Genomic DNA, 15,474 nt, shown 5'->3' with positions numbered 1-15,474 from the left:
GCATGCTCGCTCTCGCTGCGATATCGACAATGCATAACTGATGCTGAATTTATCCTGAAATTGCGCTACGTATAGTTGAAAGAAGGTTAGCCACCATCCACCGAAACGTCCCTCGTCCGATCGACAGCTAGCCTGTTCTTCGCGACACGCGGTAATGCGGTCCCGCCTTGCCGCTGCAGCCTGAACCGCGAGTCGCGTGCAAGGGGACACGGACACTTCTAGTACAAGCGATCAACGTCTCTCGTTGATTTCGCGGAGACCATGATTCACAAGGAGGAATCGATGTCAAACCGATCACGGCCCACTGGCCGATTCGGTTCTCAGAACCAGAACGGTGCGTTGCCTCACCGTCTCAATCCGCTGCCGCCCTGGTGGCAGTGGTATCAGGCAAAGAATGCCCCGCTGAAAATCGGCCGACGCGAACTGCGCCGGCAGCGGTCGAAACTGAAGGGCAGGACTGCCCGAAGTGTGGATCGACAACACGGGGTGCGACGATGACTCGGCACCCCAACGCGAAGGACGGAAGAGTCCGTCAGGACGATCCGCAGGAAGACGCAACGTCACCTTCGGCCCCGTTCGATGAGTTGATCGAACTGATCGCGAGACTCGCCGCCCGAAGACGACTTCGGGAAACCAAGGAAGCACTTACCCACGAAGACACTCAACAACCAAACCACGAATCGGAGAAACCATGACTCACTGTTTTTACTCACCCCTGCTGGGTGAAATGATCTGCGACGCCACTGGCCCCGCGACCGCGTCGCCCAAGAGCGTCGGAGCGGCCGACCAACTGCTTGCGTTGGCCGACAAGCTCGACGCCGCCTGCTACCGGATCTCGGACCAGGTCGACACGGCGGACCGAGCCATCGACGCGGTCGATCGGGCGATCCAACGGGCACACCGACTCGGGCTCTGCCACCGGCAATTCGCCATGGGGCCGGTCTCGATCCGCCGGCTCTACGGACCGGACGGTCCACCCGAGTGCCTCGAATTCGTGCAGGCCGCCATCACAACGGACCACGGCTGTTCCGCCGTCGTCTGGTCCTCAGACGACTACCAGGAGTGGCAGGAAGGCGACGAGGCGTACGAGGCGGCGTTCAAGCGATGCGTGCCGCTGCGTGATTGCCGTCCTGCGGTGCGGGTCGCGTTGCTCCGGCATCTTCCCGAGCTGCTCCGCTCGCTCCTACGGGGCGTCGAGAGCAGCCTCGCTACCGAGTAGTCAGTAGCGACTCAGCCGCCGAAGGCGAGACGCCGTGCCTCCCAACCCCAACAACGATCCGGATCGGGGCCGAGCGAGTCGCGGACGAGGGAAACGCGTTGTTTTCACCGTTCACGCTCGCCGCCCGCACCTCCGAAAAAAATTCTGAAATCGCCCGTTTTCCGCTCAAACCCGTGTAGGGCGAATCGCTTTCTTGGCTTAGGTTCGATTCTTGCGCGATTGAGCCCGGTGAAAAACACCGGAGAACAGTGAAAAACGAACAGAAGGCAAATCGATGGGTAAGAATCAGTTGAAGGCAATCAAGAGCTCGAAGAGTCAGCCCCCTAAAGAGACCTCCCGCAGACGCAAAGCCCTGCAAGATCTGGCGGAATGGGAGGAAGAATTTCAGGAGGGCAAAACCAAGCTCAGTACATCAGAGGACGCCAAGCAGGATTCGGCGTATCTCAAAAAACTGATAAGGGCGATGTCGGGCGACAACCACTCACTTTGCCGACGCAAATTGGAGGAGTTGTCCAATCGGATTGAGGACGCAACCATCGACGAGGTTTACCCCGAGGAGTTACTCCTCAAAATCGTCCACGAACTCAGGGACGCAGCAGATTTCGAACGCGCCCCACAACACTCTGCCCCTTGGAGTGACCAACTCGCCGACCTGGGGTGGAAGACCCGACAATTGCAACTTGCCAATTACCTTTGGTCAAAGAACCCCAAGGCGTTGGACAAGTGGAAGGTCGACTTGGCCGAAGTGAAGCTGGCGGTTTGGGGCAGCGAGGATGCAAAGACGAGTTCGATCCGTTCCATCGCGAGCAGGCTGAAGGACTTCTTAGTAGATCGCGACCTCCCAATCAAAATCTCCGTGAGCGCCCCCAAAGACGCGGCGGGGTATGTCGAGGCGACGCTCCTCCAGCAGTGATCGGCTTCGTACAGAATCGCCAAAGAAGAGCCAACGGGACAGGCCGAGCACGACCTGTCTAACAACCGCGACGAGCACGCGGTGCAGCGCGACGTGCAAGATCCACGTTAGGAACTCATACGCCGCATTCGACCGATTCCGGGAATGGAGTCGATCGGCCTCTTTGCTGGACCGCGTCACCTTCTCGGGTACGTACCGGACTCTTGCTTCGCACGTACCGGAGTCACTCCGGTGCTCCGAAAGCGGATAACGCCCGTCAGCCTCGGTCTCGGAGAGACCGAGCTACTTGAAAGCGTCGCTGCGATGCGAGGCGTGTCCACCGAAGCGGGTACGCCAGCAGGAAGCACATGGCTCGCGCAATCCGTTGAGCTCAAGGGAACATGAATGCGTCACGGGCGGCGTGACGCGGGTGCGTGTACGAGCCGTTCGCCCCGCCAGAAACGTTGTTGCAATTCGGAAGAATTGTGCAATACGGCCTCTTCAATCTTCAGGAATCAGAACGCGAGAGCGATCGCACGCAGCCGACGCAACGGCGGCATGCGATCCTCCTGAACGCAATGTTGCGTCGCGTCTTTCTATCCCGAGCAGAGATGCTTTCCATGTCTCAGATGAGTAGCGGTGCCATGCCACCGCCCAGATACGTGATCGCGCCCGCGCCGCGAAAACCGCCCGTCTCGGTTCCCCGCGTTGAGGAATCTCCTCCGCCGTCAGAGCCTTCTTCGGAGAAGCTCGCTTACTCGCTCCAGGGCGCTGCGGAGCGTCTAGATGTTTCACTCTCGACGCTCAGGCGAGCGATCGACGCGGGCGAGATACGGAGCACCAAGTTGGGACGACGCCGGATCATTCCGGCCCAAGCGTTGGAAGACTTCCTTGCGCCTAAGCCCAACTGAACAACAACATCCAATTTCACAAGCAACAACTTCCAATGAGTTCCAAAGGACATTCAATGCTATCTCCCCATAAATATACAGTACGAGGCCGAGAGGCCTGGCTCTTTCGATTTCCCCATCCAGATACCGGAAAACGCGTCCGGGTCAGATTCGGAGTCGTCTCACACGAGACGGCCGTCGAAGCTGGAGCCCATATCGCCAAGCTGTTGGAGGCTCGCAAGTTTCACCAAGACTACCCGCCGTCGACGCTTCATTGGCTGGGCACACTTTCTGACCGCCTATACGACCGGTTGGCACGAGCAAAACTGGTCGGCGAGCGGACCCAATCTCAAGCAGTAACACTCGGCAACTACCTCGATGACTATATCGCGGTTCGCTCAACCGGAAGCGTTAGGAAAGGTGGTTGGTGCGAATCGACAGTACAAAAACGGACGCAAACCGCCAACGATTTGATCGCCTTCTTCGGCCGCGAGCAGCCGCTCACGGAAATCGCCCTCGACTCGCCTCACAAGTGGCTAAAATGGATGCTGGATCCTCCGCCTGCGGGCCGTGGACTTGCACCGGCCTCGACGGGCAAGAAGCTGAAAGATGCTCGACAATTTTTTGAGCATGCCTGTAAAACGGATCTGATCACACGCAACCCGTTCGCTGAGATCCGCCCGCCGGCCCAGGATAATCCCGACAACCTTCACTACGTTGAGATGGACCTGATCGAGCGGGTCCTCAAAGTGATCGATGATCCCGAACGCCGGCTACTGGTCATGCTTGCTCGCGTCGCTGGGCTCCGCATCCCGACGGAAGCACAAGCACTCAAGTGGTCGGACCTGAATTGGGACAAGCGGACGATGCGACTGCGGGCCCAGAAGAAGAAGGGCGACGCCGCAGGTGGGCAGCGCGTCTGCCCCTTGTTCGAAACGTTGGTTCCCTATTTCGATGCGATCAACCCGTCACGGAGCCACGCTGATACACCTGTGCTGCAACGCCTAGCGAGCCACACCAATCTCAACCTTCGTACGCGGCTTCTACGCGACCTCAAGCAAGCGAAGATCGAAGCATGGCCGCGGATCTTTCAGAACCTGCGTGCGAGTGCCCTCACGGACGCGGCAGACGATTACCCGCTACACATCGTATGCAAGTGGTTCGGAAACAGCATGCCGGTGGCGATGAAGCACTACGTGATCTTGCGAGGGACGGAGCCTCCAACCGAAGGCTTTCGAAACTCAAGCGGAGAGCGTTCGGACCCCCATCGAAAAAGTGGACCATAAAGTGGCCCAAAATCGATGATTCCTGACGTTTCAGAAGGTGTCAGGAAGACGCATCGGGTGCGGAAAACACGGAAAACAGCGTGTTTTCCGCACTCAAAGATGCCCCCACTAGGACTCGAACCTAGGACCCAATGATTAAGAGTCATTTGCTCTACCAACTGAGCTATAGGGGCGGTTGTGGTGGAAGCCACATTGGTGTCTTTGCTGGGTGAAGAACATGGCCCGTTGGGCTACCTTCTCACAGCGAGACGCCGATTTTGCGATTTCCCCGCCGATTCGTCAATCGGTGAGAGTTTCGCAAGAGGCGACGGTGGGATTCGAACCCACGAATAAAGGATTTGCAATCCGCTCCGGGCGGGCTGAAATCACGACGTTTCCTCGTTTATGCAGGGAATTGTAGCGTTTTCGAAAAACCGCGAAAGCCCAGATTCGCCCATTTTGGCCCCTGTAGGAGCGCAAAACGGTAATTACCGTTTTGTAAAACGCCGTGATTTACGGGGTTTTAGAGTGGTGGTGGTGGGGCAAAACGGTACAGAACTCGCCAACGAGTTCTCCTCGGACACCTTTCCCGCGCGGCACCCCCACCCGAGCTAGAAGGACCCGTGCCGTTTTTATTGGCGTTTGCGTGCATAAACAGGTGGCAACCCGCAGGCCACGCGACACTTGGGGGGTGATTGCTGGGTACTAGTGAAAGCCGAAAGATGCCGGCATGAACGCACCCGCGCGGGTGCGAAAGAAACGGTGTCGACGATGGATTGCAGCCATCGCCGACACCTCACCCGGAAAGCTTAAGTGGAGCTCCCCAAGTGTCGAATTATTGTACCCCGATTCAGCGTTTACAGGTCATACGCGAGGGATCATTCAAGCGTCGCCCCCGTATCACGTGCACCCAAACGGCGCGGAAGTTTGCTGAGGCGTTCTTTGCAGAGCGTGGCGCGGACCGCGAGTGTTTTGTTGTTGTTCACCTGGACACAAAACACCGCCCAATTTCAATCGAGGTTTGCACCGTTGGAACGCTCGACGCGTCGTTGGTGCATCCTCGCGAAGTATTCAAGGCGGCAATCGTTGTGGGTGCGTCGGCCGTGTTGTTGATGCACAATCACCCCTCGGGTGATCCCACCCCAAGCCGCGAGGACAAAGCGGTAACTGATCGTCTCGACGAAGTCGGCAAACTGATCGGCATCACCGTATTAGACCATATCGTGGTCGGCGATGACGAAGGCGGATCGGTATCGCTGCGGGAGGTGATGTAATGCGCGTTCCACAAACACAGCATCGGGTAGAGTTCGAAAACGGTGTCCCACGCGTTTGGGTCGATGGGTTCGGGGATCGTTTTCCCGAGGGCCTCGAGGTGCCGAGGTTGCTAGCCAATGGGGACAGCAACACGAAAACGCGTAAGAACGTGGGATACGTATCCTGCGGGCTGTCGATGTCGCCACATCGTTCAATCGGCATCGGCAACGTATGCACTAGCGCTAGCGCCGGATGCGTTGCCGGGTGTCTGAATGACCAGGGACTAGCAAGCGTATTCGAGACGATCGGATACGCGCGGAAAGCGCGGACGGTGTTATGGTATCTCGAACGACAATGGTTCCTCGAGACGCTCGCTAGTGACTTGGAACGGTGGCAACGGAAAGCCGATCGCAAAGGGCTGGAGCTCTGCGCCCGCCTGAATATGTTTTCTGATATCCAATGGGAACGCTACGGTATCCCGCAGGGCTTCCCGCAGGTTAAATTCTACGATTACACGAAACATTCCAAACGCGCGGGGGAGCTCCTCCCAAACTACTGGGTGACTTTCTCGAGGAGTGAAACTAATCACGCTGATTGTTTGAACGCGTTGAAACGAGGTGCAAACGTTGCCGTTGTCTTTCATGACGAGGGCGGGAAGTTTGTAGGCAATCGATCCGGCCGGCAACGTCTCCCGAGCTCATGGCGCGGGTTTCCCGTTGTCGATGGGGATACAACCGATTTACGTTTTGACGATCCCCGCGGCAAAACACGGGGGCGTGTTGTCGGATTGCGTTTGAAGGCGCACGACAACGCGACCCGTGCGGCAATCATCGAATCAGGATTTTCAGTTAAGGTAAAACGATGAAACGGCTTTTGATCGAACTAGAGAAGTTCATGCGGTGGCTGTCGGATTGCACACCCGAGGAACGGCGTGCCAACGATAGCGAAATTCAGGAGATGGCGCAGGTATTAACCGATCAGCTGCAATCGTTGAATGATCGTCTCGAGCTCGAGGAGGACGACGACTAGAGAAACAACCGAATAACGAGGGAACCCCAGCTGGGGAGTGTGAGTGGTTCCTGCAACGCCTAGGCGTTGTGGGATCGTTCACGCTCCCCTCGTTTCGTTTACGGGGGGAGCGTGCGATACGTTCCCCCCGTTTCTTATTGCGCCATCGTGTCCAGTGTCCCCCGTAGTGCTCGAGCTCCGCCCCGCGGCCGATGTCGCGCAGGTGTCGTGTCCGTTGTCGGCTGCGCTATCGTTTCCGCGGGGATCCGGGCACACGCCCCCGCGCTCCGCCCCGCCCCGCGCTCCGCCCCGCCCCGAGCTCCGCACCGCGGCCGATGTCGCGCGGGTGTCGCGTCCGATGTCGGCTGCGCGGGTGTTTTTCGGAAAGTTTTTCCAACGATATCTCGGGAGCTGCTGCGCGCTTTCATAGCAAGTCCCAAAACTCCGTTTGTCATCGAGTTGGCATGACCACCAAATCCCTATGTGGTTTTCTCCAGTGCAGTCTCTGGTACAGACGCACGCATCCGCTCGCCCGCTAAGAACAGGGGGACAAATAGTATATTTTTTGGCTTGCTCGAAAACGAAACGTACTCGGCCGTCAGTCACAGATCGGCCATCTGAAAAGGAGGGGGTCACTTTTCCGGAGGCGTTGTTGACTCAGGTGGGAACATGGCAGAATCCGCGGGGCATCCGCGCCCGTCGAGAAGGTGCTTCACCCGGTCGCAATCGCACCGATTGAAGAACTCACACCGCAAGTCGCCGTTCTCGACCGGGCCAAACTTCCCACACTCCTTCGATCGGCAGATGGGATCGTTCTTGATGAAATGCGACCTACTCACGATGCAACGCGAGGCACGAGGCGAACCTTCCAATCCTGAAACGCACCCAGGATCTTGCGGTTGATCTTGACGCTGAACTCGCCGGTGGTGGTCAGGTTGGTGTCGTCGATTTCTGCATCGTCGGGGAACTGGAAGTCGTCGAAACTGTCGATGGCCGTTCCGCCTGTATCGTATTGAAAAATCCGGCCGTCCTCATCGACAACGGTGCTCGGTCCAAAAGGCACACGACCCGCCGTTCTCGTGTAAGTCAGGTCATCGTAAGTGAATTCAATTGCAGACGAGATGTCAGCAAGCGAATCATACGTCGGCATCACCTTCTTCCAAATCATCGATCCGTACACCTGCAGGACGGTCGTGTTTCTGGCAACCAAGATATTCTTGCTCGCCCCCGTGGATGCGTAGTCGTACCAAACGCCGTCTGCCGGGACAAACCGATCCGGAGTCGTTGCGTAAAGCTGCGCGGGTTCGATCAACTGCATGTAAGGTAGCCAGAAATGGACACTTGCATCCAGGACAACGAACTTCACTCCGTCGATCGTCTCAAAGTTCACAGCAACGGAAAGTCTACGAACGTCGTAAGCATCAGGGTTCGAATCTTCGTCAATAAACACCAGTTGATCAGCCGCTGTCGGCCTCGAGTGGAACATGACCGCGTAGACCGGGGTGTTGTTCCACGGTTTCACAATCCCGTAGTGCCACATTCCGATGTCAAACACCGCCGGCGAGATGGTGTCCACCTTCCCGCTGTAGTCGAACTCCACATCTAACAGCATGTGCTCTTCGGAGCGGAGCATCGGGACTCCCGCCCACGGGATCTGGCATCCGGAGATGCGTTCCGTGTCCGCTGTTTCAGGATCGTAGGGAACCCGTTCGAAGTCCTCCTCCTGAAACCTAGCCAGATGCTGAATGGAAAACTCGTCAACGTCACCATCCAGGGTGTAGTTCGACTTCACCTCGAGCGATGGGTTCGGGTGCTGCACACGGACTGCGTCCAATGAGATGTTTGGTTCACCGTCCTTAAACAGATATTTATCAGCGTTGGTTATCCAGATCTTGCTGGTGTCTGTAGCCGGGTAAGCAGGCGTGTACACGTGCAGCATCTGTCCGTTCGGTGCGTTGCCCAATCTCGTTTGGAGGATGATTGAATCATCGTAGCTTTCGAGGATCAGCGAGTACCGGTTCGTGGTCGTACCCGCCCCCTGGCTCACCCAAGCATCAGAGAACACGACCCCCTTCCAAACGTGAACGATCTCATCCTCACCGCTCAAGTGGATCCGCAGCGTCAGGTTGAAGTACAGTTGGTCAGTGACGACAACGTATCCACCGGAGAAGTTTCCACGCACCAACGCCGGAAAGTCATCAGGGTGCGTGAAAGGATCGACCCATTCCATTGACACCGTCAGCGAGTCGGAGCTAAACGAAAAGTCCTCCAGCCTTCCGTACCTGACCAAGATCTTCACATCATGGTTTCGGAACTGCGATGACTTTGTCGACGCCGTGTCTGCATCGATCACGTTCCAATCCTCGTGCGACCTCGGCGATGCGTACTCCTTGTTCAGACATCCACAGCATGAACACCCGCTCGTGGCATCCGGCATCAGACACACTCCTTGTAGACCATCGACCAAGTGCCATCGTCCTCTTGGCAAAACTTCACCCGGTCACCCACCTCGATCGGTTCCTGCAGGGAGTTCCAAACCGTGTACTCCGTGTCCCCATCAACCGCCCGGACAAGCTTTCCCGACTGCGGCGGATCCAGCGGCCGCAATCGCCGGCGATGAACCTTGAAGCTATGCTCGATCAACTCCTTGGTTGCTTCGGTACCGGTTTCCGTGGCCGCGGGTGCTGACGTGATCGCAACGCCACTGATCACGAAACTCCGGACGACCTTCGATGGTTCACCGTTGAAACGCATATTCATTATCGTGTAACTCCGGATCCGTGTAACTCTTCCTCGAGGTCAGGCTTTCGCCCCATCATCGCGATCAGGTCAACCGGGTTCGTCTGCGCGATCACTTGGACCCGCACCGGGGGCGGCGAGTCCGATTCCACGATCGGCGTGCTCAACCGCACCTCCGTCACGATCGCGTTCACGGTGGATCCATTGGCCGTCGTGATCATCTGCCCCGGAATCACACGGACCAATCGCCCCGTCGACATCCAGAAGTGCACACGAGGCACCGTCATGCTCTCCCCGGCCAGTCGAGCCAACGCGGTCAGCATCTGCATCGGATCACGCAGGATGCCGCCGTTGCTGCTTGTTGGTATATCGTTATCGTCCAGCCCAAGACGCGTGTTCGCGGCGATGTGAACCAATTGCAACGCCGAATGTTCCAAGCGAATAAACCGTTGACGGATCATGTCCGACGATGGCGACGTTGGGTACCAAACCGTTGGCCTGCGGTCACCACGCATCGCGGCCGTGATATTCATCGTGTTCCCGTCGTAGTTTCCCCACACATCCGGGTTCGTCTTCTCCGGGTCGGCATCATTCGGCGTGAACATGGTCGGCCAAAGGGCATGTTTCGGAGCCCCCGACACCGCGACACGAAAGCCAGCCCCTTTGGAATTATCCGGCAGGATCTCTACCGAGAAAGGCAGCATGTTCGGCGGGTTGGATCGAAAGCCACCGCTGACCGTGGTGGCGTCCTGCAGCGTCTCGTACCTGAATGGGTCGGCAGGTTTGGAAATGAACGCCAGAATCGGCAACCGCTTCCGCCCTTTGCTCTCGTCCACATCATCCAAGTCACCCGTGTAATCGACGCCGGCGTACAGCGGCAGATCCTCGAGGATCTCGGCGTGTCCCAGATAGGGAACGTAGACCGGCTCATCCGACTCCTCGTCCCGATTGTCAGCAAACACGGGGAAAACTCCTGTCGTGCCGTCCCAGTCTGACCAGATCGGAAGGTGGCTATACAAATCCGCGTATCGGCCTTGCGATCGAAACCGCTCATTGAGCTCACGCTTCCTGCTCAGCGACTGCGCCGCCCATCCGGGCAACGTCGAGAACGCGACATTATAAGAATTCAGATCGCCGACGCCCCATGCGCGATCCCACTGAAACCAATCAAACGTTGCCACCCCGATCTCCCGCGGCCCCTGCACAACGACTTGGTCAACGACATCGCTGTCATCGGCCTGCACCTGGATGTCCGTCATCGAGTCCGTGGATGCCACAATGGCGAGCGTATCGGTGTTCGGTGCGATTACGGTCAGGTCCGGGATAACGATCGCAGACGGGGCCTGTGAGTGGGCATAGATCGCGATCTCGGTAATCGACGGGACGGTGCCCATCACCAATGTCGGCCGAACAGACCACGCGAGCATCCGTTCGGGGCTGAGCAGTTCGGTCAAGCAATCCCAGAGCGACCGACCGTCAGTCTCCAGAAACGGACGATCCCAAGTCGGGAGGATACCCTCGTTGCGGAAGTTCCACGGCAACGTCACTTCGCCGGCCACGTTGGTCGGCAAGTGGAATCGAATCAAATGTTCGAACACATCACGCGTCGACCACCACTGCGAGTCATCGGCTTGCGGATCATCGAACACATAAGCCTTCTCGGGATTGAAATCGCTCGTCAGATCGACCTTGTCCTTCGTCCGATTCCCTGTCAGGCCACCGTTGAACGTCCCCCCGTGGTATTTCCTCAACCACTTGTCCTCCGGATCGACAGCCGGGTTGAGGTGAGCGACCGTGTTGATGAACGCGTACTGGAGTGCTCGATCGAGTCCAAAGCAGGGCACCGCTTGCTCGCCGCCGTGAGCCTCACCAACGAGGTCGACCATGTCCGTCACGATCGGGGCGTCCGCGTATCCGAGCCACGCCAGCAGGGACCCCTCGTTGCTGTATTGCAAGATCAGCACGTAGTAGCCGCGGATGTCGATCGGAGGGACGGTCGTCTTCACGGTCGCCCCAGGCGTCACGACTTCCCCGAATCGCCACCGAAGCGTGGCCGAGTCCATCGAAGGCGGCATCGCCCACACACATTCCTCCACCATCAACCGCGGCTCGAGCGTGAACGGATCACTCCAATTCGCTTTGATCCAAACCTGCTGTTCACCAACCACCGGGTTGATGGTACCGGCATCCAAATTCAATGTCGCCATGGGGCCTACAACTTGACTGCGTAAAAGGTGAACTGCGCCATCACGTACGCCGCGGGTGCAAAATCAATCGGTCCCGAGGGACGTGTGCCGCAGACGCGGACCAACTCCCCCGTCTCGATCACGCGTGCTTGCGAACACAGGAACTTCACGCCGCCGTGCATCGGCATCTCGTAATAGATCGTCCCGCTCGCGTAGTACTCGATCAGCCGCACCACACGACCGTTCCGCAAGTTGATGCTGTTGACCATCGCGGTCAGGTTATTGGGACTGTCATAGCGTCGGCACGTCAGCGTGAACCCTTCACCTCGAGGCGGAGTCACCTGCAGGCCGATGCCTCGCATGGTCGCGTTACGAAACGGGATCGCATCGGACTTGGGAAGTTGAACCTGCCCCTGCGACCAATCAAAGAAAACACCGTCAATCGAAATCATCGGACACCTCCCGCCCGTTCTGCTGATCGTCGAGCCGCTTCACGCTGAGCGTCCGACGGTGATGGTGGACGAGAGCGGTTGGGTTGTGAGTCACGCCGCCGCTGTTCGTCCCGCTGCTCCTCGGCCGCTTTTCGGGCCTTCTCTGCCTCTTCAAGTTGTTTCTCCTGCAATTTCATTTGCATCTGCAGCACCTGAACCAATTCAGCCAGAATCTTGGTCGATTCGCTCTCCGTCGATATCGACTCACTCAGGTTGTGTTCGTACGCCGCCCGGTTCCTCAATTCCCGCAACTGATCAGGAGACTCGTTCAAGAGTTCCGGGGACGCCAATCGTCCGCGGGCCACCTCGATGGCACCGCGCAATTCGCCAATCTGCGCCTCCTCGTTGCCGGTGATGCCGCCCTTCTTGAGATCTTCGATACGAGCGGCGAATCGGCTGATCGAACTGACCGATTCCTCCAACGCGTTGTCCCCCGCCAACCCACCGCTACCAGTGAATGCTTCACCGACGTACTGCATGGTTCCGAAGAACCAGTTGGCGTCACGCGTGCGTTCCAGAGTGCTGACCGCATTCTCCCGAACGTTGCTCAAACTCGCCCCGCTGGTGTTGGTGATGTTCGCCCTCGCGGTGTTCGCTTCACCTTGCCGTCGCAAAATGGTTTCACGTATTTGCGGCGTCAGGTTTCGGATGTCATGGAGTTTCGACTCGTACAGGTCCACACGTCCGCGGTTTGCGTCGAGCTTGGAGAATGTGTTACGTGCAATATCGAAAGCCTCACCGTTATCGATCAACTGATCCATACTCGGTCGAACCCGCTGCTCACCAAACTTGAGAGCGGCGAACTCCTTTTTCAAACCGGGTGCTCGGTGCAACAGAGCGAATTGGTCAAACGGCAGCATCTGCTCACCGGCTTTCACACCCGCGTCCTGCAACTCCTGCACTCGCTTCTTGCGTTTCTCCTGCTCTTCGGCAAACTTCTTCTTCGCCGCATCTTCCTTCGCCTGCAGGTCCTCGAGCTTGGCGGCATCGGCGTCTTCAAACTGCATCGACCGCGCCTTCGATAGCTCGGACTTCAGGGATGCACGCTGTTGACGTCGCTTGGTTGTTTCGGCCTTAGTCATGGAACGAGGATCCAACCTCGCGTCTTCGGCATCCATTTCGGCCAACACCTTCTCGAGCTCAGCGACCCACTGATCCGTCGTTGCCTTGTTCGATTGCCGGGATTCGAGGTCCCGCTTTTGCAGCGACTGCTGCGCCGACAACGGGGACTTATACTTCTCCGTCGTGATTTCCTTTTGTGTCGTGGTCAACTCCTCCTGCAGGTCGGACACGAACTCATTCAGCTTGTCCATTATCTGGATCGTTCCGGTGGATGACGTGTCACCCTCTTTGTCAGCGGCCAACTTGCTGATCGCGGACATCAACGCCATGCCCTGATACGCAGCGATGTCACGCATGCCCTCGGGAGCACGGTTCGCCGCGGCCACCGCGACCGGTGCCATCGCCTTGGCAACCTTGATCGGATCCTCCATCCGAGCCTCGGCACCGGCAACGAATGCTTGGTTCGCGTTGATGCGTGCATCCGCGATTCCGGTGGCGTTCGCCATGTCGATCAAAGAGGATGCCGTCGGAGCAATCTTGTCAGGGGTGAGCGGGTTCGTCATCGCCGCCACTTCCACGGCCGACTTCACCTCTTCGAAATCACCACCCGCCGATCGTGCATTGCCGATCGCACGCACGATTTGAGGAATCTCAGGAATGCCCGCTTTGGACGCGATGTCGTATGCCGCGACATTGATCAACTCGTCGCGCTGTTTCTCAGGGAGCGTCGATAAGTTCTTGATCGCTTCCTGCTGTGCCTCGGCCATCCCCATGTGAGCATCGGAGGCGTCCTTCATCATTTGCCGTTGGTCTTGAATCATCTTCGTGACCGTTTGAATCGCCTCTTGCACGCCAACGTAGGAACTAATGATCGCCGTTCCTTGAGCGATCGCCGATTGAGCGATTCCATGGAATGCACCTCGACCGCGGTTCTCGATGTCGTCGAAGTGTGCATGCATCGCGCGAGCCTGCTCGGCCGCGATCGGATCAATCCTCTGCAATGGTGCGAGCATATCCTCGAACGTTCGCTCGATGATCTGTCCCGATTCGACGAGTTGCCGCCTCAATTCATCAGCAACCCGCCTTCCTATCGGCCCCGCCTCACGCAGTGTCGCAAGCGGTCTGGCGTACTCACCCTCACCGAATCGAGCGGCCTCGGCCATGCCGGCACGCCACTGATCAACGGTCGCCTTCATCTCCGGACGCAGAGCGATAATCCGATCCGCGATCGCGTCGATGCCGCCCTCGGCCTGGAGCGATGCCTCTTGCATCCCGGTGCCGAGTGCCTTGGCGAGTGATTGCCCGTCGGCGCTGGCCTGCGACAACTGAGACATCAGTTTGTCCAGCTTGGTATCGGCGACACTCTTGCGTGCGTTCGCCAATGCTCGATCGAGTGCTTCCGCCTTGTCCGGATCGATCTTTCGCAGTTCGGCAACCAACCGTTTCCCTTCCGCAACCCGCTGCTCGAGGTTCGGTGCCGTCGCCTTGTCGATCTCGGCCGCGAGTACTTTGTACTCACCCCCGAGCGACGCGAGCTCATCGCGAATTTTCGCGAAACTCGTCTCCTTGTTCGCCGCGGCCAATTTGGCTTGGAACTCGTCGATCGTGCCCGTCAATTCGGGACGCATCTCCTTGATCGCCTGCAGGACCGACTCGACCGATTGTTGCGTCTCATCGAACGCGGCCGGCAATTGACCACGAATCGTCTTTGCCATCTCGCGGCTCGACTTGTCCCCTTGCTCGAGCTCCTTCACGAGATCATCCAAGCGGGTCTTCTCGATAACCTGCTGGGCCTCCGAGAGTGCCTTGGAAATCGCCTCGGCGTTCTCGGGGGACAACTCCTGCATCTCTTTGACGAGTTGCTCAGCCGCAGTGGCAGTGTCCTTCAACGGGGCATTGATCTTGCTATCGATCTGTTGGGCCATGATCGCGAAATCACCGCCGAGGGCCGCGAGCTCCTGTCGCTTCTCCGAAAACAGATCGGTGCGTTTGGTTGCCTCGAGCTCCTGACGCATCCCGGCCAGCATCTTGCCGGCTTCCGGATCCAGACGAGCGATTGCATCCGAGATCTCCTCGATCGACCGACGCCCGTGCAACCCGAGTTCACGGAAGTTCTTCTCCAGCCCTTCTGCCAATTGGCGACCGTCGCGGCCACCATCACGACGCAACGCCGCGAGATGCTTGTTCAGCGATCCCGTACCATCACGGCCGGCCTTGATCATCGCATCGGCGATGCGTTTGCCGACATTCTCGGCAACCTTCCCCGTCTGCTCAAAATTGCTTTGGACCGACTTCTCAGCCGCCTCCACCCGACGGAACCCACGGAGCAAACGCTCCTCGTCGCTCGTCAACGAAACAACAATTTCTTTTGCCATGGGGTAGCTTTTAGCGGTTAGCGATTAGCTTTTAGCTTTTAGCTTTTAGCTTTGGATTTTGTTTAACCGTGGATCCTATTCACCCTCAATTCA

At 57.9% G+C, this 15,474-nt stretch carries 13 protein-coding genes and 1 tRNA gene; 8 read left to right on the top strand and 6 right to left on the bottom strand.

Translation table 11 applies throughout. The annotated features are described in order from the left end of the window. Positions 1-494 precede the first annotated feature (494 nt). From NB063_RS25210 to NB063_RS25190, 5 genes are all read left to right on the top strand, one after another. Positions 495-695: a hypothetical protein gene (locus tag NB063_RS25210; protein WP_250931805.1), complete on the top strand. Its 201-nt coding sequence runs from the start codon at positions 495-497 to the stop codon at positions 693-695. Then, on the top strand, positions 692-1,219 hold the full coding sequence (locus NB063_RS25205; protein WP_250931804.1) for a hypothetical protein: 528 nt from the start codon (positions 692-694) through the stop codon (positions 1,217-1,219). Before NB063_RS25210 ends, NB063_RS25205 begins: the two co-directional genes overlap by 4 nt. Positions 1,220-1,493: 274 nt before the next feature. After that, the gene (locus NB063_RS25200; RefSeq protein WP_250931803.1) at positions 1,494-2,132 is read left to right on the top strand and encodes a hypothetical protein; all 639 of its coding nucleotides are present in this window, start codon (positions 1,494-1,496) and stop codon (positions 2,130-2,132) included. Positions 2,133-2,731: 599 nt separating this feature from the next. Continuing rightward, complete coding sequence (locus NB063_RS25195; RefSeq protein WP_250931802.1) at positions 2,732-3,022, top strand: excisionase family DNA-binding protein; 291 nt, start codon at positions 2,732-2,734, stop codon at positions 3,020-3,022. Between the two features lie 56 nt (positions 3,023-3,078). Further along, positions 3,079-4,287, top strand: coding sequence for a tyrosine-type recombinase/integrase (locus NB063_RS25190; RefSeq protein ID WP_250931801.1), 1,209 nt, complete (start codon positions 3,079-3,081; stop codon positions 4,285-4,287). A 100-nt stretch (positions 4,288-4,387) separates the two neighbouring features. Here the strand turns inward: NB063_RS25190 and NB063_RS25185 are convergent. After that, a tRNA-Lys gene (locus NB063_RS25185) sits at positions 4,388-4,460 on the bottom strand. Positions 4,461-5,093: 633 nt separating this feature from the next. Here NB063_RS25185 and NB063_RS25180 point away from each other — a divergent pair. From NB063_RS25180 to NB063_RS25175, 3 genes are read left to right on the top strand one after another with little or no spacing between them, the layout of a single operon-like run. Continuing rightward, the gene (locus NB063_RS25180) at positions 5,094-5,540 is read left to right on the top strand and encodes a JAB domain-containing protein (RefSeq protein WP_250931800.1); all 447 of its coding nucleotides are present in this window, start codon (positions 5,094-5,096) and stop codon (positions 5,538-5,540) included. Continuing rightward, complete coding sequence (locus tag NB063_RS32770; protein ID WP_456062000.1) at positions 5,540-6,385, top strand: GP88 family protein; 846 nt, start codon at positions 5,540-5,542, stop codon at positions 6,383-6,385. Before NB063_RS25180 ends, NB063_RS32770 begins: the two co-directional genes overlap by 1 nt. Beyond that, positions 6,382-6,549: a hypothetical protein gene (locus tag NB063_RS25175; RefSeq protein WP_250931799.1), complete on the top strand. Its 168-nt coding sequence runs from the start codon at positions 6,382-6,384 to the stop codon at positions 6,547-6,549. The genes NB063_RS32770 and NB063_RS25175 overlap by 4 nt, the downstream gene beginning before the upstream one ends. 814 nt (positions 6,550-7,363) lie before the next feature. Here NB063_RS25175 and NB063_RS25170 read toward each other — a convergent pair. Genes NB063_RS25170 through NB063_RS25150 form a run of 5 tightly spaced genes read right to left on the bottom strand, consistent with a single transcriptional unit; the run spans position 7,364 to position 15,381 of the window. Then, the gene (locus tag NB063_RS25170; protein ID WP_250931798.1) at positions 7,364-8,965 is read right to left on the bottom strand and encodes a hypothetical protein; all 1,602 of its coding nucleotides are present in this window, start codon (positions 8,963-8,965) and stop codon (positions 7,364-7,366) included. Continuing rightward, the gene (locus tag NB063_RS25165) at positions 8,965-9,288 is read right to left on the bottom strand and encodes a hypothetical protein (protein ID WP_250931797.1); all 324 of its coding nucleotides are present in this window, start codon (positions 9,286-9,288) and stop codon (positions 8,965-8,967) included. The genes NB063_RS25170 and NB063_RS25165 overlap by 1 nt, the downstream gene beginning before the upstream one ends. After that, positions 9,288-11,474 carry a hypothetical protein gene (locus NB063_RS25160; protein ID WP_250931796.1) on the bottom strand — a complete coding sequence of 729 codons (2,187 nt, stop codon included), beginning with the start codon at positions 11,472-11,474 and terminating at the stop codon, positions 9,288-9,290. The genes NB063_RS25165 and NB063_RS25160 overlap by 1 nt, the downstream gene beginning before the upstream one ends. Positions 11,475-11,479: 5 nt before the next feature. Beyond that, on the bottom strand, positions 11,480-11,905 hold the full coding sequence (locus NB063_RS25155) for a hypothetical protein (protein WP_250931795.1): 426 nt from the start codon (positions 11,903-11,905) through the stop codon (positions 11,480-11,482). Then, a complete protein-coding gene (locus tag NB063_RS25150; protein WP_250931794.1) occupies positions 11,902-15,381 on the bottom strand; it encodes a hypothetical protein in 3,480 nt (1,159 codons plus the stop codon). Before NB063_RS25150 ends, NB063_RS25155 begins: the two co-directional genes overlap by 4 nt. Positions 15,382-15,474 lie beyond the last annotated feature (93 nt).

The organism is Aporhodopirellula aestuarii (genome assembly GCF_023701485.1).
Lineage (GTDB): Bacteria > Planctomycetota > Planctomycetia > Pirellulales > Pirellulaceae > Rhodopirellula > Rhodopirellula aestuarii.
Note: the sequence above shows the minus strand (reverse complement) of the source record. Positions and strands in the feature narration are given on the sequence as shown.

Coding starts and splice junctions, on each gene's coding strand:
- NB063_RS25200 (WP_250931803.1), top strand. CDS start 1,494: ATGGGTAAGAATCAGTTGAAGGCAATCAAGAGCTCGAAGAGTCAGCCC.
- NB063_RS32770 (WP_456062000.1), top strand. CDS start 5,540: ATGCGCGTTCCACAAACACAGCATCGGGTAGAGTTCGAAAACGGTGTC.
- NB063_RS25175 (WP_250931799.1), top strand. CDS start 6,382: ATGAAACGGCTTTTGATCGAACTAGAGAAGTTCATGCGGTGGCTGTCG.
- NB063_RS25160 (WP_250931796.1), bottom strand. CDS start 11,474: ATGGCGACATTGAATTTGGATGCCGGTACCATCAACCCGGTGGTTGGT.
- NB063_RS25165 (WP_250931797.1), bottom strand. CDS start 9,288: ATGAATATGCGTTTCAACGGTGAACCATCGAAGGTCGTCCGGAGTTTC.
- NB063_RS25210 (WP_250931805.1), top strand. CDS start 495: ATGACTCGGCACCCCAACGCGAAGGACGGAAGAGTCCGTCAGGACGAT.
- NB063_RS25205 (WP_250931804.1), top strand. CDS start 692: ATGACTCACTGTTTTTACTCACCCCTGCTGGGTGAAATGATCTGCGAC.
- NB063_RS25150 (WP_250931794.1), bottom strand. CDS start 15,381: ATGGCAAAAGAAATTGTTGTTTCGTTGACGAGCGACGAGGAGCGTTTG.
- NB063_RS25190 (WP_250931801.1), top strand. CDS start 3,079: ATGCTATCTCCCCATAAATATACAGTACGAGGCCGAGAGGCCTGGCTC.
- NB063_RS25195 (WP_250931802.1), top strand. CDS start 2,732: ATGTCTCAGATGAGTAGCGGTGCCATGCCACCGCCCAGATACGTGATC.
- NB063_RS25155 (WP_250931795.1), bottom strand. CDS start 11,905: ATGATTTCGATTGACGGTGTTTTCTTTGATTGGTCGCAGGGGCAGGTT.
- NB063_RS25170 (WP_250931798.1), bottom strand. CDS start 8,965: ATGCCGGATGCCACGAGCGGGTGTTCATGCTGTGGATGTCTGAACAAG.